This is a genomic window from Bacteroides sp. D2 (assembly GCF_025147085.1).
Lineage (GTDB): Bacteria > Bacteroidota > Bacteroidia > Bacteroidales > Bacteroidaceae > Bacteroides.
On sequence record NZ_CP102261.1, the window covers coordinates 2,488,165 to 2,510,050 of the forward strand.

13 protein-coding genes are annotated in these 21,886 nt (G+C 40.9%); 4 read left to right on the forward strand and 9 right to left on the reverse strand.

Annotated features, from left to right (window positions below; genetic code table 11):
* Positions 1 to 2: 2 nt before the first annotated feature.
* The 6 genes from NQ505_RS08640 to NQ505_RS08665 all read right to left on the reverse strand — a co-directional run bounded on the left by NQ505_RS08640 (position 3) and on the right by NQ505_RS08665 (position 10,231).
* Positions 3 to 1,400 carry an alpha-galactosidase gene (locus tag NQ505_RS08640; RefSeq protein WP_032853759.1) on the reverse strand — a complete coding sequence of 466 codons (1,398 nt, stop codon included), beginning with the start codon at positions 1,398 to 1,400 and terminating at the stop codon, positions 3 to 5.
* Between the two features lies 1 nt (position 1,401).
* On the reverse strand, positions 1,402 to 2,964 hold the full coding sequence (locus NQ505_RS08645; RefSeq protein WP_009000193.1) for a BT_3987 domain-containing protein: 1,563 nt from the start codon (positions 2,962 to 2,964) through the stop codon (positions 1,402 to 1,404).
* Between the two features lie 18 nt (positions 2,965 to 2,982).
* A complete protein-coding gene (locus tag NQ505_RS08650; protein ID WP_009000192.1) occupies positions 2,983 to 4,890 on the reverse strand; it encodes a RagB/SusD family nutrient uptake outer membrane protein in 1,908 nt (635 codons plus the stop codon).
* A gap of 25 nt (positions 4,891 to 4,915) precedes the next feature.
* Positions 4,916 to 8,305, reverse strand: coding sequence for a TonB-dependent receptor (locus NQ505_RS08655; RefSeq protein WP_009000191.1), 3,390 nt, complete (start codon positions 8,303 to 8,305; stop codon positions 4,916 to 4,918).
* Positions 8,306 to 8,454: 149 nt separating this feature from the next.
* Positions 8,455 to 9,537: a FecR family protein gene (locus NQ505_RS08660; protein WP_032853758.1), complete on the reverse strand. Its 1,083-nt coding sequence runs from the start codon at positions 9,535 to 9,537 to the stop codon at positions 8,455 to 8,457.
* 121 nt (positions 9,538 to 9,658) lie between these two features.
* Positions 9,659 to 10,231 (reverse strand): RNA polymerase sigma factor, encoded by a 573-nt coding sequence (locus NQ505_RS08665; RefSeq protein WP_032853768.1) that lies wholly within the window; start codon positions 10,229 to 10,231, stop codon positions 9,659 to 9,661.
* 912 nt (positions 10,232 to 11,143) lie between these two features.
* On the opposite strand from NQ505_RS08665, the gene NQ505_RS08670 reads away from it, so the two are divergent.
* The 4 genes from NQ505_RS08670 to NQ505_RS08685 all read left to right on the forward strand — a co-directional run bounded on the left by NQ505_RS08670 (position 11,144) and on the right by NQ505_RS08685 (position 16,496).
* Positions 11,144 to 12,337, forward strand: coding sequence for an ISAs1-like element ISBaov2 family transposase (locus NQ505_RS08670; RefSeq protein WP_004296414.1), 1,194 nt, complete (start codon positions 11,144 to 11,146; stop codon positions 12,335 to 12,337).
* 1,080 nt (positions 12,338 to 13,417) lie between these two features.
* Complete coding sequence (locus tag NQ505_RS08675; protein ID WP_009000187.1) at positions 13,418 to 14,053, forward strand: porin family protein; 636 nt, start codon at positions 13,418 to 13,420, stop codon at positions 14,051 to 14,053.
* A 66-nt stretch (positions 14,054 to 14,119) separates the two neighbouring features.
* Entirely contained in the window at positions 14,120 to 16,066 is a 1,947-nt protein-coding gene (locus NQ505_RS08680) for a heavy metal translocating P-type ATPase (RefSeq protein WP_009000186.1), read from the forward strand.
* A 7-nt stretch (positions 16,067 to 16,073) separates the two neighbouring features.
* Positions 16,074 to 16,496, forward strand: coding sequence for a Fur family transcriptional regulator (locus tag NQ505_RS08685; protein WP_004296218.1), 423 nt, complete (start codon positions 16,074 to 16,076; stop codon positions 16,494 to 16,496).
* A 289-nt stretch (positions 16,497 to 16,785) separates the two neighbouring features.
* On the opposite strand, the gene NQ505_RS08690 is transcribed toward NQ505_RS08685, so the two are convergent.
* The 3 genes from NQ505_RS08690 to NQ505_RS08700 all read right to left on the reverse strand — a co-directional run bounded on the left by NQ505_RS08690 (position 16,786) and on the right by NQ505_RS08700 (position 21,879).
* Positions 16,786 to 17,787: a malate dehydrogenase gene (locus NQ505_RS08690; protein WP_009000185.1), complete on the reverse strand. Its 1,002-nt coding sequence runs from the start codon at positions 17,785 to 17,787 to the stop codon at positions 16,786 to 16,788.
* A gap of 214 nt (positions 17,788 to 18,001) precedes the next feature.
* Positions 18,002 to 20,209 (reverse strand): glycoside hydrolase family 2 protein, encoded by a 2,208-nt coding sequence (locus NQ505_RS08695; RefSeq protein ID WP_009000184.1) that lies wholly within the window; start codon positions 20,207 to 20,209, stop codon positions 18,002 to 18,004.
* Between the two features lie 5 nt (positions 20,210 to 20,214).
* Positions 20,215 to 21,879, reverse strand: coding sequence for an arylsulfatase (locus tag NQ505_RS08700; RefSeq protein ID WP_009000183.1), 1,665 nt, complete (start codon positions 21,877 to 21,879; stop codon positions 20,215 to 20,217).
* Between the last annotated feature and the right edge of the window lie 7 nt (positions 21,880 to 21,886).

The window sequence follows — 21,886 nt, forward strand, 5'->3', positions numbered from 1 at the left end:
CATTATCTATTTATAACTGCACCATTTCTAAGTGAGGCAACAGCCGCTTTGTATCTCTTTGAATTGGTTTTGATACGTAAAACCTTACATGAATGTGGTTCAAGTCTCACAGAGTACCGACCCGACATTGCACCTAAATCCTGATGCAGCCACAAATCACGTACATTCTTCACCTTTCCACCTTTAATTCCCAGTTCTTTTTCAAAATCAATACCATATTCAAGTGCTGTTGCTTCTCTATTAAACAGTCCGACAATCCAATCTCCATCAGGAAGTTGTCCTATCCATCTCGAACTGTTTTGTTTATCCCATATACTGGTACTAAGTGGCTTACCTACAAAACCGACTTTATTTAATTCCAGCATCTCTGTGTTTTTGTAGAATTTGGCGCAATCACCAATCGTATTATACTGATCGGTGATACCAATTGGAGAACCGCTAACCAGCAACATTGAGATATGAAACTCTCTTTCGGCATCGCTTGCCAATGTGTTGAGTTGAACAAAATCGGGATCCATTATAGTTTGTCCTTTCACCCCGATAATATCAGCCCATCCGATTAATCCATCAAAAGCACTCCGGTATTTATCACCTTGTCCGCTTTCGTTAACCTGTCCGCGCTCTTTGTCGCTGATAAACCACCATCCGCCACCGTCACAGTCAGTACTTATGCGAATCATATCCGCATAAATAATCTCGTTGCGGGCATCGTTGCGGCAATTAGGAACAGAGTAACTAAGCAACATTTCATCTCCGGCTTCTTCAGCCATCCATTTCAATGCCTTGATGTATCTATTGGTTCCGTAATCCCGTTCATAGTAACCAAGAAAGTCTATCTTCAGCAACTCTATTCCCTGATCTATCATTGTTCTGATACAGCCTTTCACCCACTGTTCCGCTCCTGGTTTGTCAGTATCTATCCAGTACAGATGATCTTCAAACTTTGTAGTGCCCACCACATCAGTTATCGGAATGGAAGTTCCTTTGATATTATTATTCTGCACATAGGCAGCTTTAGGTACCCATAATGGGTTGAAATAGAATCCGAATCTCATGCCTTTACTTTTGAGATAATCGCCCCAATACTTCAGTCCGTATGTCCACGAACTGTCATATTTGGTCAGATAACCATATTGATCTATAGAATTGAGGTTAAATAACCAACCGTCAGTAGCTGCCATATCATATCCATAAGGTAAAAACTCCTCGGCAAGCCAGTCGATATTCTTTTTCCAAACATCTTCAGGCATTGATGTTCCATACCAGAAATTGTATTGGTACATATTCCAAAACAATGGTCCGCTGCCTCGCTTCGTAAATTTGCTTTCTCTGGCAAAGATACCTGCTGGTATTGTAAGCAATACCAGCAAAAGTGTTAAAAATTTAAATCTGTGTTTCATCTTATTGAATTATTTTTCCAATCATTGTAGAAAGTTGTTTTACTTGCAATTCGGCCATACCGACAACGATGTAATCCACACCGTTGAGGCCATAGGGAGCGTTGTATGCACTGGAAATTACAATTTTCAGGAATCGTCCCTTTTGTGGCGTTATCGTTTCACTGTCACCGAACCAGATGGTTTCATTCTGTCGTGGAGTGTTCTCTTTAGAAAAGAGAAGCGTCCAGTTATTCAGTGCCACAGCCGAGTAATCAGCAGATGTTCCTCCATCGGCAATCGTTTTGAATAAAAATTGAGGATCGTCCGAAACATAGAAATCTATCTTCTTAATGTTCGCGTTATCTCTTCGTTGAGTCAGTCCGATATCGCTTACTTCTATTGAATTCTTCATATCTATGACAATTGTGATAGGTGTTCTCATTCCATCAAAACAATGATAATCAGTGAAGCCATAGTGATAGTCGTCTTTATTATTGAATCCATTGACATCTTTTCCCCAATAACTCGAATGCCAGTGATTGTCGAAAATTCCATCTATGATGGCTCCGGCCCCGATATTATCCCCATCCGTTGATGATGGGTTCTCCATCTTCTGGTCGCTGTTGCATAGCAATATTTTCCATTCCCTGTTGTCGGGAATAACTTGCGGATCGGCAGGTACCACAACAGTCAGGTAATAAATCTCGTCCGATACCTCTATTTGTGGGGACGAGGGAGCTGCAAACTTCAACGGAAGAAGATATTGTTTATCTTTTTGCAATGTTGAACTTGCTACTGTCAATGTCGTTGTCGCATCATCATTGCCATTTGCAAAAGAAAAATCATTCACATGGTAGGCACCTGCGGGAAGCGCTTCATAATTGGTTGAATGAAAATCATTATATGCAGACACCAGTTGCGCGTTTTGTGAGAAATCGAGTCCGCAAGAGAAATTGGATATATTATCTGCAATTTCGGCTTTGAGTTTTACACTCATTGAACTATATGTCGCACTTTCAATCTGTATATCCTTTTTTCCCCATTCCACTTGCTGCCCGTTTATATCAAAAACATATAAAACCCGGTTCATTTCAACATTCACAATACCCTCTTCTGTACTTTCCAACTGGAGTGCCAAAACAAGTTTGGATTCAGGTGCCGATTTGATTAACTGATATATTTTAGCTACATCAAAATTCAGATAAAGATATTTCGACGTCTCGTTAGTTACAAATGTTAGTTCGTGAACTCCGTCTTTAAATGAATATGCATCAGGCGTTATTGTCTTGTAACTTTGATTTTCGGGCTGGCTATAATTTTCATCGATTTCCTGCTGCGTCAATGCACGGACGTTAACCGTTGCAGTCAAAGACGGGTCACTTCCTGCCTTAATGACCAGAAGAGGCTCTTCGACCATATTTTCAGAAGCCTGCCAACTAAAAATATGCTTGCCCTCGTTCTTGAAATACAATATTTTGTGATATTCTTCAGGGAATAACTTATCATTCGAATATTCGTTGCTACATGAATATACAATCTGACATACACCAAGTATTAAAATTAATTTCAATAATATCGTTTTCATAATTCTGGTAATTCTAAATTAATATTCGGGCGACTGTACTAGTTGGGGATTGCTGTATATCTCCGAGTCATTGATCGGAAGAAGATACATTTTGTTGGTCCACATAAAAGGTTGGTCCACCTTTACTCTTTGGTTAAACTCACGGAACGATGGATCTTTTTTTGCGATGGCATTAAGACCTTCACGGACACCGGCTTTGAATACCTCCGGAGCAATTGTCCAACGCCGGGCATCAAAATAGCGGTGTCCTTCAAACCATAGTTCGGCATAACGTTCACTGCGCACCCAATCCATTAAACTCATATCAGAGTTTATGTCAGATAATTCTAAATCGGGAATACCTGCACGATTACGAACAATGTTCAGGTTGTCCAAGACATCTTGTTTGCTGTTCAATGCAGCATGACATTCCGCCAGATTGAGGTATAATTCCGCCAAACGTATGACTGCCAGTGGAGTATGAGCGTAATTATTGCCATTATCTTGAGAACGCCATTGGAAGTTAGGTTGTATTCTCTTTTTGGAAAAATATCCGGTTGCATTATTATCTCTATTATATCTGTCAGGGTTGTACCCATGTTTTTGCGAGTTACGCGCTTCAAGTATCAGTGGTGAGCCATCGGCTATGAACGAACTATATTCACCTCCATCGTAACAAACCCATGCATAGAAACGCGGTTCACGATTGACATTCAGTTTTATGATATCCGGATTGGACAAACCAGCCGATTCAAACCAGTCCGATTTATCGGGAAAAGTATGATCGTATTGGGGCAATTTTCCATTCTTTGTATAAAATCTCTCAACAGAATTCAAGAAAACAGCAATACCTCCCCATCCTCCTACAGGAGAGCCGTTGTAAGTGGTGACGCCATGAGGTATTTGTGAATAGATGCCATAGTTGTCACCGCTTCCGATGGCAAAGATTACTTCTTTATTGCCATCAGTCTCACGTGTCGTATTGAGGTAACGCATGAGCATTACCGACTCTTTAAACTGGTCATCAACCCCCTCTATATTAGGTAATGGAACTCCTTGGTTTATTCTGATACTGGTGGAAGTGGCAAGGTCGAACAGTTTGCGGTTACCTTGAGTCAGTGCCCAATCAAGAGCCTCGTTGCAAGCTGTCAGGGCGCGTTTCCATTTGTTTTCATCGTATGTTCTGCTGACTAATTCCTTTCCATATCCCGGAGTCTCAAAGTTAGTGTTCTTCCAGTTTGAATAAGGGAACGAGCCATTCCACAGGGGGGAGGCGGCATAAACCAACAATCGCGCTTTTAAGGCTTTGCAAGCTGTTGAAGTAGCACGTCCCAGTTCGCTGTTCTGTACTGTTGGCGGTAATTCGAAGGCAGCCCGGTCAAACCATTCGGCTATGGAGTCTACACATACGTCGAAATGCGATCTGCCCGGAAAATCCTTTTTGTCAAGGTTTTGATTGTAATGTTCAGTCACTAAGGGTATAGGTCCGTATGACTCTAGTAACATAAAATGGTAGAGTGCCCGACAGAACAAAGCTTCGGCTTTCCAGCGTCTTTTATCGCTCTCGGTTACTCCCGTCGGGTTGCTCTTGTCAAGCTGATCCATGAATAGATGACATCGTCCTATTCCATCGTAACAACTATTCCACGGGGCGGTTTGACTGGAAGGAGAAAGCTGGTTCCATGCCGCTTTCTGTCCGTCGTCAGCCCATAGTAAGGGGCGGGCATATTCATCGGTCGAGTTGATGAATGAGTTTTCGACTGTGTAAAACCACTCGAAATAAGTATAGCATGAATGAAGGAAACCCAATGTGGAAGCTCTGTCTTTCATTGCGTCGGGCAAGTCGGCTGTTTCATCCGGGACAACGTCCAGATAGTTGCAAGAAGCCATGCAACATGCGGCAGTCACACTTAGTATGAATCGTGATATGATCTTAATGGTTTTCATATTTTATATTTTGGTTATATAGAACTTAGAATTTTAGCTGCACTCCAATATTGATAGTCCGTTGAAAGGGATACGCATTCCATGACAATTCCGGGTCCCATTCTTTAAAAGGACTCCACACAGCCAGGTTATCCCCATTGATATAAACACGGCAGTACGGAAAACTATATCCGAGTTCAAGGGTCTTAAAACGGATAAAACGTCCGTTGTGCATCCAGTAGGTGCTGTTGACAGAGTTGTTTGCCACTTGACTGTCAGTAATACCTAATCGTGGAAATTTCGCATCCGGATTCGGATTGGCTTCGCTCCAGTAGTCGTTGGCGATAAACTGCATCACGTTTCGATCACCGGTCGAAGCATCACCGCGAAATGGCATAATGCCTGATACCATGATTGTCCGTTGGGCAGAACCATTGAAAAACATTCCGAAATCGAAAGATTTATATGTCACGTCTAGCCCGATTCCATACTGAATGCGCGGCACGTTGCCATATTGCGAAATCATAACCTGATCTTTTGAGTTTATTTTGCCATCACCGTTCACATCGCGATATTTGATATCACCTGGCATTACCGTACTTCCCAATTCATCCTGCGAAGGGCTCATTTCTATATCCGCCTGGTCTTTGAATAACCCTTCGGCAATATATCCTATCGTATTACTCAAGGGTTTACCAGTTTCCGACTGCCACACGTAAGGGTAATCCGGTTCATCTTTGTAGATGTATTTATTCTTGTTGTATGTTAAATTGAAACGTAGGTCCATATTTAAATCATTGGTGATTTTCTTTCGCCAATTGACAGCCAGCTCGATGCCTCGATTGTCTACTTTACCAATGTTACTCCATGGCACAGCATTAGCGTATCCCAGTAGTCTTGGAAAAGAACCTCGTTTGAGAAGGATGCGATCTCGTTTGTCATGAAAATAGTCGAAAACAATATTAAGCTGGTTGAATAGATTCATGTCTATACCGATATCGAACTTTTTCACTCTTTCCCAATGTGCATTTCTGACAGCATAATATGAAACGCTGGGTCCTTTGGCGACAACACTTCCATCAGGTCCGGTTCCATAACTCAAATCGTCGAGCTTTATATCATTTATATAGAGAAAGTGGGCAGCTCCCGCACTTTTTCCCGTATCATCGCTGCCTACCAGTCCATAAGATCCCCGGAGCTTGAGGAAAGACACAATTGAACGCAATGGAGTCCAGAAATCCTCGTTACTGATAACCCAGCCTAAAGATATGGCGGGAAATAGCTCGAACCGTTCTCCTTCTGCCAGACGTTCCGTTCCGTTATAACCGCAATTTATTTCGGCCAGATATTTCTGGTCGTAATCGTAGGTGATACGGGCAGATAATCCTTGGTTACGGTTGGGTAATACGCTGGATCTGTATTCACGCATCATATACATCAACATTCCCGATACGGCATGTCGGCCGAACTGCCTGCTGTAATTGATGCGTCCGTCCATATAAAAGGTATTGTCCTGGTAGCGCTCTATATCCGACTGGGATATATATTCAGATCCCGAAGTCAGTTGCTCCAATGCATAAAGGTCGGGCGAATCGACATTCCAACTACCATCCTGTACGCGATAGTAATAGGGAGCAAGTGATTTGGTATAAGATGAGTTTGAATAGTTTTTCCAGTTAACCAGAATAGAGGCGGAAAGTCCCTTTGTCACAAAATCAAAGTTCTGATTAATACGGACAGAGGTGTTGATGGTATTATGATTGGATCCTCTGAAATTATTTATCATATATGCATAAGGGTTGTTATACATCGAATTTCCACTAAGCATTGCCCCTCCGAAACGTATATGCTTGTCACCTTCTTCTGCCGGAAAAGATGCCGGAAATGCCACCGGATTGGTGTTGTAGGTAAGATAGAACAGGTCGGAAGTCGAAAAAGACGGTCCTTTGGCATATCCTATCTGGTCGTTCATGCGTAGCTCGACAGTGGTTGTCGGAGTCATTTTATAGGATATGTTACTTTGGAAAATGTACTCCCATCTGTTGATGTTCGTATCAAAAGAGTAACGCTTGGGGGAGTTGAGCATGCCGCTATCATGATTTGCTTGCAAACTCATGTAATAGGTAACCTTCGAACTACCTCCCTGTACATTAATGTTTGCCCGTTGATTCATGGTCGAGTTTTTGAAAAGCAGGTCATACCAATCCACGTTCGGATAAACATACGGATTGATTCCGCTTCTTGTATATTCTATGACGTCATCCGAATATTTGGGTGTTGCGCTTGGAGTACGAGTCACCAAGGCTTCATTGTACATATTCATAAACGTAGGACCATCGACGAACTTCAACGTGTTTGCCGGCCTTAGAAATGAGTTTTCGAACGTGATATTTATCTGTGCCCGCGTGTTTTCCATACCGTCTTTCGTTTTGATAAGCAGCACTCCATTAGCACCGCGAGCGCCATAAATAGCAGTTGCCGATGCATCCTTCAGGATTGAAAAGCTGGCAATCGATTCGGTAGGGATATTATTAAGGTCGCCACTCGAAATTTCGATATCATCCATCAGAATTAAAGGTGTTGCACGTCCCCCGAATGTTCCGATTCCCCTGATATAGAAATCGGATACGGAACCCGGTTCTCCACTGGTGGTCATCGATACCACCCCTGCCAGCTTTCCCGTAAGATTATTGGTCAGTGAAGAACTCGGTGCACGCAATTCTACACCTTTTACAGTAGAAATAGCACCGGTTACGGATACTTTTTTCTGTGTGCCGGCTCCTACCACCACCACTTCATCCAGCACCTCGTTGTCCGATTGCATTTTCACTTTCAAAACTCCCAAATCGCCTACACTCAATACCTGCTGTTTGTATCCGATATAAGAAAATGTTAACTCTGTATTATTTGAAACCTCTATTGAAAACTTACCATCTAAATCTGTAATTGTTCCTGTTCCCGGAGAATCTTTTACAGAAATACTGACCCCCACCAAAGGATCGCTGGAAGAAGCATCCGTAACGGTTCCTACCAATTTGCGCTTTTGTTGTTTCGAATCCTGCGGACGTTGCTGTGTAGGCAACTCTTCTCTTTTCAGAGAAATCTGCCGGTCTTTAATTTCATACCGGACATCTGTATTCTTAAATAACTGATCGAGAATAACGGTTATCGGTTGGTCCTTTACAGACAAACTGACTATACGTTTCGTATCAATCGCTTTGCTATAATAGAAAAAGATAAATTCACTGTTTTTTTCTATATAATCAAGCACTTCCTTAACGGTTTTATTCCGCATTTCAATCGTTAAATTTTTCTGTTGAGCATACGCTCCTATGTTCACCGCATAAGAGTGTAAAGAAAGAAAACAAACACTAAAAAGAAATAATATGCGAGCCATTCTCACCCTTGTAAGAAATATGCTACTGGTATTTTTCATATATTTACAACGTTTTTAAGAAATTAAACAATAAAATGTTGTTTGATTTTTCGGCTGGATGATACTGCAATTATCATTCAGCCTTCTTTTTAAGGACTTTTGTTTCTCATAATATTACGTATAAAGGTTTAACAATAAATGAACTATACTTATTTCTTCCTCACATATATTTTATCACCCACTTCTTTATATTCTATGGGGGCAGAATAAGATATAGTATGTAAGACGTCTTCAAGTTTATCTTTTAAATCCAGCTTTCCGGAAACCTGCATTCTCTCCACCTCCGTATCCAATACGAATTCTTTGCCGTAGTATAGATTTAATTTTCTAAAGACCTTATCCAAAGAATCGTCCGTGTACATTAGAATATTCTTTATCCAACAGATATAAGGCTCAACATCTACATTTTGAGGAGTGTCTAGTTGATCGCTATGAATGTTAACCAGTTCTCCCGGAGCGAGTTTGACCTGTTGCCGATTGTGGCTTTTTATATTCACACTTCCTTCCACCAACACCACGGAAGACGTTTTCTCCGATGAATATGCCGATATATTGAATGAAGTACCTAATACCTGTACTTGAAAATCTTTAGTTCTCACTATGAAGGGGGCCTTCTCATTGCGGCGTACATCGAGGAACACTTCTCCTTCAACATAAATTTCACGCTGGTCTCTTTCAAAATGAGTTGGATAAATCACCCGTGTTCCTGAATTTACCCATAGATGAGTTCCGTCTGATAAAGTCAATTGAGTCCTTTTCCCTTTAGGAGTTATCAGCTGGTTGAATTCGGGCTTCTTCTTTTGTGGCTGAATCTGATTGACTGTATCAGAGTTGACCACCACCAAACCATTCTGTGAATAAATGATATTTGCATCGGTATCACTCACCTCTATATTCTTTTCTCCCGGTATCAGCAATAGAATATCTTCTTGTAATGGGGCTGCCTGCATTTTCAATGCGAAATCGGCTAATGCGCTGTCGTCTGCATGGTAATAAGAGATGAACTGTTTACCCAGCCAAAACATACATAGCAGGATTGCGGCAGCTGATGAGTAAGTTGCCGCATAAAGTAATCGTCGATGCAACTTTTTCTTTTTGGTTGCATGGATTTGTTTTTCGATAAGTCTCCATGATTCATCCAGTTCGGTCGTTGAGACATTTCTCTCCTGTTTCCGAACATGTAGAATTACTTTGCGTATCACTTGATGTATATTTGCTTTCTTGCCTTCCATTTTTTTGCTTTTATATTTAAAACGGGAGAAAAGAAAAAGTCTACTCACTTTTCTTTCATTTTTTTGCAGAAAAAGATTTCTTCAGTAAATTGAGGGAACCGGACAAAGGAAATAGTAGCGTTTAAGAAAGAAAAAAAGGAAGGAAAAAGAGATATTCTTTTAAGGTCATTTTAGAGCGAAGGCTCGTCAGTGCGCGGGATACTAAATTCATGGCAGATTGGGGATTAATCTCCAGGACAGCTGCAACTTCTCTATAGGATAAGCCTTTAATGTAACGAAGGTAAATCGCCATCCGTTGATTCTCGGACAGTTGTTTATAAGCCTCTTGCAGATTTTTAATCATTTGTATATCTTCATCATTATCCTTAAATAAAACTTCCAGTGAGGTGTCTTCTATCGTTAAGTCGAAGGGAAGTGCATTGATGTCTTCGGTGGATTTTAAAGATGAAAGTTTATCGAATATAAGGTTTTTCAAAGAAGTCAGCAGATAGGAACGTACATAATCGGTGGGAGACAAACGGGTGCTGCTGCAAAGTTTCACGAAAAGATCCTGAATGCAGTCTTTAACAAATTCTTCATCTGAAACATATTTGAGTCCAAAATTCAATAGAAGCTCGTAATGTCTCTTATACAATACCTCTAATGGCTTCGTGTCACCTTTCAACATGATGTTCCATAAGGTGATGTCTTTCATATTATAATAAGATTCCCGTTGCACTGAAATATATTAGTTTGCGGCAAAAGTAACAAAAAAACTTCTCGAAACAAGGTTTATCCGGAGATTTTCCCGTAACCTAACTCTATGATAGTAAAAGAATTGTAAAAGGGTTTCATTGCAGTATGCTTTCTTTGTTACGATCATATTTGTTCTTTGAAAAATGATAAAACTTAATCTTTTATATTAGTAACTGTGATTACTGTAACCACGGTTACAAAGATGTTTATTCTGAAGGGAACAGCAAACTTTTTCTTTCTTTTATAAATTCTTTACCCTCCCCAATTAAAAATTTTATGATCGTTCTTATTGATTTATACCTGTTTTATTGTCAAACTGTCAGGATTGTATTTAAGTATTTGAATATCAGTATTATATCACCTGATAATAGATGCTGATAATAGGCTGACAATAAAATATATCTACTTTTACTGTCAGCCTTATTTTTATCTCTTATGATACCTTTAATAACTTGATAAACAATAACTTTATGGGAATATTCCGAAATAATACCGCATTTTTCTAATAGCTTTCCAAAGTGATATCCTTTCATTAATATACCTATATAGTTCCGCTAACATGCCTGTATAGTTCCTCTAGAGTGTCGGTATTGTTCCACTAAAGTACCGGTATCTTTAGTTCGTCACAGCCGTGGTAACTTCTTCTCACGGCCGTGACGAATTCCTACCACGGCCGTGGGAAGATCTCGTCACGGCCGTGGGGAGTTAACAATACCTACACTTTAACAGGGAAAACGCATTATACTCTTTCCTTAATCTTTTATACATTTATCTTACACCAATATTGTCTTTTCATCTTATTAATAAGATATTTATCTTTCATTTACAATATTATTTGAGTACATTTACGTGATTATAAATCACAATTAAAATGAAGCAAGAAACTAAAAGAAAGATTGAGATCAGCAACCTACATGAATTTGCTGATTCATTAATATTGATAGATAACCGGATAGACCGTTGTAAAAAACATCAGGCCAGTACCATTGTTCTTATTGCAATTTCTGCTGTTATATGTGGCGCTGATACTTGGAATTCAATAGAAGACTTTGGTAAAAGTAAAGAATCTTTTTTTGCAGCCAAGCTTTCCAATTTTAATGGTATCCCTTCCCATGATACATTTAATCGCTTTTTCTCGGCATTAGATCCTTTAAAATTTGAAGAATCTTATAGGCAATGGGTCCAAAGCATTCTCAAATGTTATTCGGGGCATATAGCCATTGATGGTAAAACCATACGAGGAGCCTATGAATCCGAACAGGACAAGCGTCATCGTAAACAAGGAGTGCTTCCTGATTCGAATACGGGAAAGTACAAATTGCATGTCATCAGTGCATTTGCAACAGAACTGGGAATCTCCCTTGGACAGTTATGTACACAAGAAAAGGAAAATGAGATAGTTGTCATTCCTGAATTATTAGATATGTTGTGTATAAAAGATTGTATTATTACAATTGACGCTTTAGGATGCCAGCGTACAATTGCAGAGAAAGTCATAAAGGGAGAAGGTGACTACATTTTTATAGTGAAAGATAATCAACCGAAATTAAAGGAAATAGTACTGTCAGTAACAGAAAGTATTGTATCAAAAGGTACAACAGTACGATTTGACAAATATGAGACGCATGAAGAAGGACATGGCAGGAATGAGTCGAGAATCTGCTATTGCTGCAACGATCCTGGTTTTCTGGGAGCAGATATTAGAAAGAAGTGGAAAAATATACAGTCTTTCGGATATATAGAGAATACCAGAAATACAAACAAAGGCACTACAGTGGAAAAAAGATGTTTTATATCTTCCTTGGAACCTGATGCGCAGAAGATACTTAAAAATAGTAGAGAACACTGGGAAATTGAGAATAATCTACATTGGCAGCTAGATGTCAATTTCCATGAAGATAATACCAGAAGAAGAAATATATCAGCATTAAACTTCTCCGTACTGGCGAAAATTGCATTGGCTACATTAAGAAACAACAAAAGAGAGATACCAATCAATAGAAAAAGATTAATAGCAGGGTGGGATAATGAATTCTTATGGGAACTTATTTTACATGATTTATAATGCGTTTTCCCTGCTACACTTTAATGAAACAATACCTGCTTGGTAAGTGAAAGATACCGGCTATGTAGCATTCATTTAATAAGGGCGTATTCATTTTATAAAGCGTATGTGTTCCTTATGCCGATGGTATTGTTACTGTAGACAATGATAGTCTTCAGTAGTTTAACAATGGATCAAGCTGGGAATTAAGTCAGAGTATATCGACACATTGGAACGAATCTTATAATCTTGCTCCAAAGGGATCAAAGAACAGGCTGACAATAGAAGTTCTAATTTTTTATTGTCAGCCTATTGTCATGGCTTATTGTCAGCATGTAAACCGATGATAATCATTATACTATCGGGGAAAAACTTTAGCTGACAATAAGAATCATTAAATTTATATGTAAATCTGATATCTGTCTTTCCAATAGTACACATCTTTACAAAAATAGAGGGGAACTCCTGGATGAATCCATTTGTTCCCCTCGAGGGTATTGCTAGCCTTTACCTCTTATATTTTCAAAGGCAAGTGGTAACATCTAAATGTTACGTTTTCGACTTTGCAGTCGTTCAGGTGCCGCTCCATCCGAATTGACTTGCCTTTGTAGTTATTACTAATTTATTGTTTGTATCTATTGCAAATTTATAGGCACAAAAAAAGCGGAGAGCATTTGCCTATCCGCCAGTGAGGGAGTCCAAGCCCTAACGCACAAACAGGAAACACTCCCCGCATATTGCAAGGAGCATTTATCTGTTTCATGTGCGTTGATTTTATTTGGACTTTTCACTGGCACAGAAATCAGCTAAACGCTTTTTTTCTTAAAACAAACAATACAGTCGCGCTACGACTGACTGTGCAAAGATAACAATTAATTAAGTTACACAGTCTTTCATGCTTTATTTTTTCTCTGTACAGAGTGTTTTTGTTCTATATCTCGTAAAATCGTTTGAAATAGTCCGGTTCCCTTGTTATGACTATACCTCACAGGATTCATATCGTTTATCTTTTATATTTTTACCAAATCTCTCGAAGTTGTGCGAATTATTATTATTTTTGCCTCACATAATTTCTAAACAATAATTAAATTATTTATTCGTATGAAAAAGGCCTTATTATTATTCGCTTTAGTAGCGATAAGTGCGGTGAGTATCAATGCTCAAGACAATCTGAAATGGGGTGTGATGGCAGGTATGAATGTTAGTAAATACACCATTACAGGTTTTGACAGCAGGATAGGTTTTCACGCAGGTGTTAAAGCAGAGTTGGGATTGTCGCAGGATGCGAATGGTAGTGGTGCCTATATGGACTTCGCTGCATTGCTTACATTGAAAGGTGCTAAAATTGATGGAGGATCACTTGCGAGCATAAAATTTAATCCATACTATTTAGAAGTGCCTGTACGTGTTGGGTACAAATATGCTGTAAATGATAATTTTTCGTTATTTGGTAGTGTAGGTCCTTATATTGCTGTCGGACTGTTTGGAAAAGCAAAAGCAAAGGTTGACGGTGATTATTTTGATTTTGATGAAATAGGAGGCAATTCTATGTCTGAAGATATATTTGGAGACGATGGTCTGAAACGTTTCGATTTCGGTCTTGGACTGAAAGCAGGGGTTGAGTTCAGCAAGAAATATCAAGTTGCCATCAGTTATGATTTTGGACTCGTTGAAGTGGCAAAAGATTTAGGAATGAAGAACAGAAACCTGATGATCTCGTTGGGATATATGTTCTGAAACTGATTTTGCAACTTTGTTGCATGAATCATTTGCTACCTTTGCATCAACTAAATGATGAATGTTATGGGACATTGTAGTTGTGGCGCTCATTCATGCGCAGCAGAAAAAAAGGTTGATGCAAAGGTTTCGGTATTCCATGAATATGGGAAAGTGATATTTTCTCTCCTGCTTCTGGCAGGTGGAATAATTATGAATGCTCTCGATTTAGCATTCTTCCGTGAAGGATCTGTTGCCTTGATATGGTATATCGTGGCCTATCTTCCGGTAGGAATTCCAGTGATGAAAGAAGCCTGGGAAAGTATCAGGGAAAAAGACTATTTCAGTGAGTTCACTCTAATGATTATAGCTACTTTGGGAGCTTTCTATATTGGTGAATATCCGGAAGGAGTAGCCGTGATGTTATTCTATACAGTAGGAGAACTGTTTCAGGATAAAGCGGTAGATAAAGCCAAACGTAATATCGGAGCCTTATTGGATGTAAGACCCGAAAAAGCATTAGTGCTCCGGGAAGGCAATCTTGTTATTGAAAGCCCTAAAAAGATAAAAGTCGGTGAAGTTATAGAAATAAAGGCAGGTGAACGGGTACCATTGGATGGAACCATGCAGAATGAAGTGGCTGCCTTCAATACAGCCGCATTAACGGGGGAAAGCGTTCCTCGTAATATTCGGAAAGGTGAAGAAGTACTTGCCGGAATGATTGTAACCGATAAGGTTATCCGGCTCGAGGTAACGAGACCTTTTGATAAGAGCGCACTTGCCCGAATATTGGAACTTGTTCAGAATGCTTCCGAACGTAAGGCTCCGGCTGAATTGTTTATTCGTAAGTTTGCGCGCATTTATACACCTATAGTTATAGCGCTTGCAGTATTAATTGTTTTGTGTCCGTTTGTCTATTCACTTATTAATCCTCCATTTGTATTTGCATTTAACGATTGGCTATACAGGGCTTTGGTCTTTCTGGTGATTTCGTGTCCTTGTGCATTGGTGGTTAGTATTCCGTTAGGCTACTTTGGGGGAATTGGAGCGGCATCCCGGTTGGGTATTTTATTCAAGGGTGGTAATTATCTGGATGCTATCACTAAGATCAATACAGTGGTATTCGATAAAACAGGAACCCTGACAAAAGGAACCTTTGAAGTACAGGCCTGTAAAAGTGCAGGTGAGGTTTCGGAAGAAGAATTAGTGAAACTGGTTGCTTCGGTAGAAAGTGATAGTACTCATCCGATTGCTAAGGCTGTTGTGAATTATGCGAAAGAACAAAATATTGAACGTGTAGCTGTTACCGGTACGAAAGAATTTGCCGGCTATGGTTTGGAAGCAACGATAGACGGGACTACGGTTCTGGTCGGTAATTGCCGGTTACTGTCTAAGTTTGATATATCCTATCCGGAAGAACTGTTGGAAATAACGGATACCATCGTAGTCTGTGCTGTTGGAAACCGTTATGCAGGTTATCTGCTGCTGGCTGATGCCTTGAAAGAGGACGCAAAGGTAGCTATTGATAATTTGAAAGCTTTAAATATTGAAAACATCCAGATATTATCCGGTGATAAACAGAGTATTGTTACTAACTTTGCAGAAAAGCTCGGTATATCGAAAGCTTATGGTGACCTGTTGCCGGAAGGAAAAGTGAATCATCTGGAAGAGTTGCGGCAGGATGAGGCAAACTGGATTGCATTTGTCGGTGATGGAATGAATGATGCGCCGGTGCTCGCTCTAAGTCATGTTGGCATTGCTATGGGCGGACTGGGTAGTGATGCGGCTATTGAAACAGCCGATGTCGTGATACAGACAGACCAGCCGTCAAAGGTAGCCGAAGCTATAAAGGTAGGAAAACTGACACGAAGAATCATCTGGCAGAACGTATCACTGGCATTTGGAGTGAAATTACTTGTATTGATTCTGGGAGCCGGTGGAATTGCTACTCTTTGGGAAGCTGTCTTTGCAGATGTGGGTGTTGCGCTGCTTGCCATTATGAATGCTGTCAGAATACAGAAAATGATAAAATAGGAGAAAGATGGAAGAAGATATTTATTTGGATAAGTTGGACAGAAGAGGTATCAAGCCAACTGCCATAAGACTTCTGGTGATAAAAGCGATGATGCAGGCAGAGCGTGCGGTGTCATTGCTTGATTTGGAAACACTGCTCGATACAGTCGATAAATCGACTATATCCCGAACAATCGCTCTTTTCTTGTCTCATCATCTTATACATAGCATAGATGATGGAAGCGGCTCTTTGAAGTATGCTGTTTGCGACAATTCTTGCAATTGTGTGGTGCAGGATTTACATTCGCATTTTTATTGTGAGAAATGTCATCGCACTTTCTGCCTGGAAGGTACACATATCCCAGTGATTGATTTGCCTAAAGGATTTACTTTGCATAGTATAAACTATGTACTAAAAGGAGTTTGTTCCGAATGTACTTCTCAAAAATGACAGATATTTTATAAACTTCGATGCGCAGTTTTATTCCATTCACTAATTTGGATAGGATAATCACTATATTTCGCACTTTGAGTACCTGTAACTTCAGTTTAGGTACTTTCCCCATTTTGTCTATTTTTTTAATTGACGAATTATCCCCAACTTTGCATAGTCATTTGAATTGGAGTCTTGAAAGATTTATAGACTAAGTGGGGGGGATATGTGATATGTAAGTAATTGGAATAAAAGCCGAAAAAGAGAAAATACATCTCTTTTTCGGCTTTTTGCTAATATTGTTTGATTAGTCAATATTGGGATTCAATGCGTGCCAGTCTTTAATAGCTGGGATGATCCCCATTTCAATCACTTCATCACGAAGTTTGCATAAATGCTCGTAGCTCTTTTCCAATTCTTCCTGTTCGGCAGGAGTTCCGGCTACTTCTTTATAAGTGACGCCGTCTTTAGTTATTGAAGTTTCCATCGCCATCATGATATGGTCGAACTTACCGTTAGAAACATACGTTCCGGCAGGCCAGCGGAAAGGTTGTCCACCCATAGCAGCGGCAATCATTTCGATAGAAAGATAAGCCGGGCTTTGGAAAGAAGAACGACCGCGCAGGTCGATAATATGCTTACCACCCTGGATGACACGAACTTTCAGTGCTTCCCAATCTGCCAATGGAAGGCGGGTAGTGCCGATGAAATCGGTCAAGGGCTCTCCTTTTATTTTGGTTGTAGATGCGAATACAGCCATTTGTTCGCCATGACCACCATACGTACGGCAATTCAGAATGTCGGAAGCCGGGATATGGAAGAATTTCACCAGTTCGTTTTGCAGACGGGTGCTGTCCAGGGCAGCCAGTGTAGAAACTTGAGAGGGTTTCAAACCTGAATACAACAAAGTAATCAATCCGGTGATGTCTGCAGGATTAAAGATCACAACGATGTGTTTTACGTTCGGGCAATATTGATGAACATCTTTACCGAATTGAGCGGCAATTTCTGCATTTCCCTTCAGCAAATCTTCGCGGGTCATACCTGCTTTACGGGCAGCTCCACCGGAAGAGACAATGTAAGAAGCTCCTGTCAGCGCTTCTTTGATATCGGAAGTAAATGTAAGGTTGACACCTTCAAAACCGCAGTGATACAATTCTTCAGCTACTCCTTCCAGAGCCGGGGCAAATGGATCATACAGGCAAATATTCGGAGTGAGTTTCATCATCATGGCTGTTTGTGCCATATTGGAGCCGATCATTCCGGCAGCTCCTACAATCGTAAGTTTCTCGTTGGTTAGAAATTCCATAAGTTTATATGTTTAAAGGTGAATAATTTACTTTTTCTTTTTGTCGCTACAAAGTTAACATCTTAGAAAGCAGATTGTTCATTGCAAATAGTTTTGCCCGATAACGAAAAGTTATAGTAGGATTCCTTTTAAAATGGCAAAAAGAGATTGCAGATTTACCCGCAATCTCTTCCTGCCTATTGAAAACAAATAAAACGTGAATTTGAAGTGTACTTTAAAAAGCTCTTAACCCATAATCGAAATCCATCTTGTTTGTTCCCTGAATTTCTACTTTGATTGTATTCTTACCTTTCTTCAATAAGGAAGAATAATCACTTAGGTTGTATTGGTTATATTGTTTGGTCATCCGGATATCTTGAAGGAATACTTCAACACCATTCAACCATACTTTGCCTGTTCCTGCGGCACGTAACCACAAAGACAGGTTCTTCAATGGCTGGTTTAAAACAAATTCCGTTTCAGAAACGACCGTTGCTTTCGGCTGGACGGAATAAGGCAACATCACTTGTTTCATCTCGCTGCCATTAACGGATACCTTACGTTGATTTTTAGCTCCGCCTTGTCCGTCGGGTACTAACGTAATGGCTTTGGCAGGTGCTACATTATATAAATCGTTATGTAAGATATGCAGGAGCGAAGTCGGCATTTTCGTAACCTTGCGATCATACGTCAGTAGGCCGTTCACTTCTCCCTCCACATCTGTTGTCTGTGTGTAAATGGCTGCGCTTAGACCTTGTGCAACGAGTGTTTTTAAATCGTGTATCACTCTACCGTAATTATCCATTAAAGCCATCGCACCATCAATATTCTTATATCCCCAGTTACGCATTTCCGGATTCCAAAGATGTTCTTTGATGGCCCATCCGTATCCTCCGAATTCTCCTAGAACCGAGATACGGTCACCGTTGTATTCAGGAAGGATCATGGACGAAACCGGATAGTTATGTACGTCATACATGTGTCCTACACCTCTGTCGGCCCATCCTGTCACACCGTCGATGATGCGGCTTTTATCATAACTCATCACTTTGTTTACGATTTCAGCGGTATTGTGTTGTCCCCATCCTTCGTTGAATACTACCCAAGTAGTGATGCAAGAATAGAAGCGCAGACGGTCGATCATTTCAAACATCTCTTTTTGCCACTGTGCGGAATGTTCGGCAGGAGCATTCCAGTCATTTGCTGCACCGGCAGCTACATGCTCTGCTTGTTTCCTTTCGGTCGAGAAGCCGGAAACCATATCCTGCCACAGCATCAATCCCAGTGAATCGGCATAGTAATAATACTGTTCCGGTTCCACTTTGATATGTTTACGGATGGTGTTGAATCCCATTTCTTTTAATTGCACCATGTCCCACAACATCGCCTCTTCCGATGGAGGAGTGAGCAGACCGTCGGGCCACCAACCCTGATCTAATGTACCGAACTGGAAAATAGGTTCTCCGTTCAGACAGATGCGATTGTAACCGCATGCATCTTTTTTGATGCCGGCCTCCCGAAGAGTGAAATAGCTTTTTACGTTATCAACGATTTTTCCGTTGACGGACAGTTCCACATTCAAATGATAAAGTTGGGGAGAAGCCGGTGTCCATAATACGGCATCGGGAATCTCGATTTCCATGTCAGTTGTACCCTTTTGCTCTATGGTCTTGATGACTTTTCTCTTATCCAGTACTTCGACTTTGATATTTTCCTGTCCTTTGGCTCCAGCTACATCCAGATGCAGTTTCACTGTCTTTTTATGAATATCCGCTTCGGGTAATATCTGACGTATGTATTGCGGATTGACAGCTTCCAGCCATACAGTCTGCCAGATTCCGGATACCGGAGTGTACCAGATACCTTTCTGATTTAGTTGCTGTTTTCCTCGTGAGATCGATTCCTGATCGGTAGGATCGACCACAGAGAGTTCAACCATCTGATCGCCGCTTTTATTTATGAATTTCGTTATGTCAAACTCAAAAGGATTGTTTCCTCCTTTGTGCGTACCTGCCAGTTTATTGTTTACCCATACTTGACATTCATAATCCACCGCCTGAAAATGCAGGATGATATTCTTGCCTTTCCAGTCTTCATCTATTGTAAAGTTGTGCTGATACCATAATTTATCGGTAGGAAGAAAAGTGCGTTGTACTCCTGAAAGAGAAGACTCTATGGCAAATGGAACCAGAATTTCTCCCTCATATTTCACTTGTTTTTTTGTTGTGGCCTGGTCTGTCACCGCAAACTTCCATAGCCCGTTCAGGTTCATCCATTGCGAACGCTGTAACTGCGGGCGTGGGTAGCTTCTCCATACATTTTCCGGCGTCACTTTTTCTGCCCATACAGTTCTGATTTTATCTCCTTTCGGGCTCCATGCAGCAAAAACGGAAGTCTGCAATAAGGCACCCAACATGATTGTCAATACGTGTTTCTTCTTCATTGTTATTACTTGGTTTTGTATTCTTTTAAATCTTTTTTCCGTCCTTGATTGTAGGTATTCCACATTTTCGGGAAATACATGACATCACTCTTGTCCGCCCATTCGAAATAGGCATTTTCCATCTCCTTGACCCGTTCCGGATATTGGGAAGACAGGTCGTTCTGTTCGGTGCGGTCTTTGGTTATGTTGTATAGCTCCCATTTATCTTCTTTGAAATAGGCTGATACAAGTTTCCAATCTCCTTTTCTCACCATTCTGTTTCCCTCGTGCTCGGCATAAATATAGCGTTCTTTCAATTTCTCTCCTTGTAGGATGGGCAGGATAGACGTACCTGCTGTAGGAAGAATTTCTCTTCCCTGATAAGTCCGGGGATATTTCGTTTCTGCCAGTTCGACGCATGTCGGCATGATATCTGAAAACTGGCAGGGTTGATGGTCAATCTTCCCTTTGTTTTTCACCTTGTTTCCCCAGTAGGCGATGCAGGGGGTGGAAATACCTCCCTCGTATGCATAGTGCTTGTACAAGGAGAGTGGGGTGCAACAAACGTTTGCCCAACCCGTTCCGTAATGATGATAGGTACCGGGAAGTCCCATGCCATCCAGTTCTTCTCCCACGTGTGTGTGATAGGCAAGTCCGCTGTGTCCGTCGAAACCGAATTCATGCCATTCGGCACATGCGCCATTGTCCGACATGAATATGATGAACGTGTTGTCCAGTTCTCCGTTCTTGTCCAGTTTGTCGACAACACGGCCGATGTTTGTATCCATAATATCCACCATGGCTGCATAGATTGACATTCGTCGGGCTAAGTCCGTTTGTTGTTCTTTCGTTAAAGAATCCCATGCAGGCAATGGATGTGCTTCGTCCATAAAGAAGCTGCCGGGCACTACACCTCGTGGACTTAATTCCGGTTTCCCCTGCAACAGATTCATTCCAACGATACGTTTCCAACGTTGGTCGCGTATCTTATCCCAGCCTTGCAGATAGGTTTTCATATACTTGTCGATCATCGCTTTAGGAGCGTGCAAGGGAAAGTGGGGTGCATTATAGGCTAAATATAAAAATAGAGGTTTGTCTTCATTGTGTGCCTGGTCGATAAAGTCGACAGCGTAGTCAGTGATTACATTGGTGGCATAGAATTCCCCTTCGGCATATTCGTGCAGGGGGCGGTCTTTGGGCAGGCGTGTATATACTTTGGGATTCCAAAAAGAATTGAATCCGCCCAGTAGTCCGTAGTATTCCTGAAATCCCCGTTGCACGGGATTAACTTTTCCCAGATGCCATTTACCTGCCATGGCGGTAAAGTAGCCGGCTTCTTTCAAGACCTCTGCAATCGTCACATTGTCCGAGTTGGAGCGGAATCCGGCATAGCCTTTCGCCTCTTTGGCATGGCTGCCCGTCATGTGCCCCAAACCGGTTTGATGGGGATACAATCCGGTCAATAGATTGGCACGCGAGGGACAACTGCGTGCGCTGTTATACATTTGCGTCATCCGGATTCCCTGTGCGGCCAGATGATCTAATACCGGAGTTTCTATCTCTCCTCCGTAGCAACCCAAATCGGAGAAACCTAAGTCGTCCGCTAATATCAGAATGATATTGGGCTTTTCTTGTGCGGTAACTGTACTTCCCAGTGCCAGTCCGCCTGCTATCAATGCCAGTTTATTCATGGAGTGT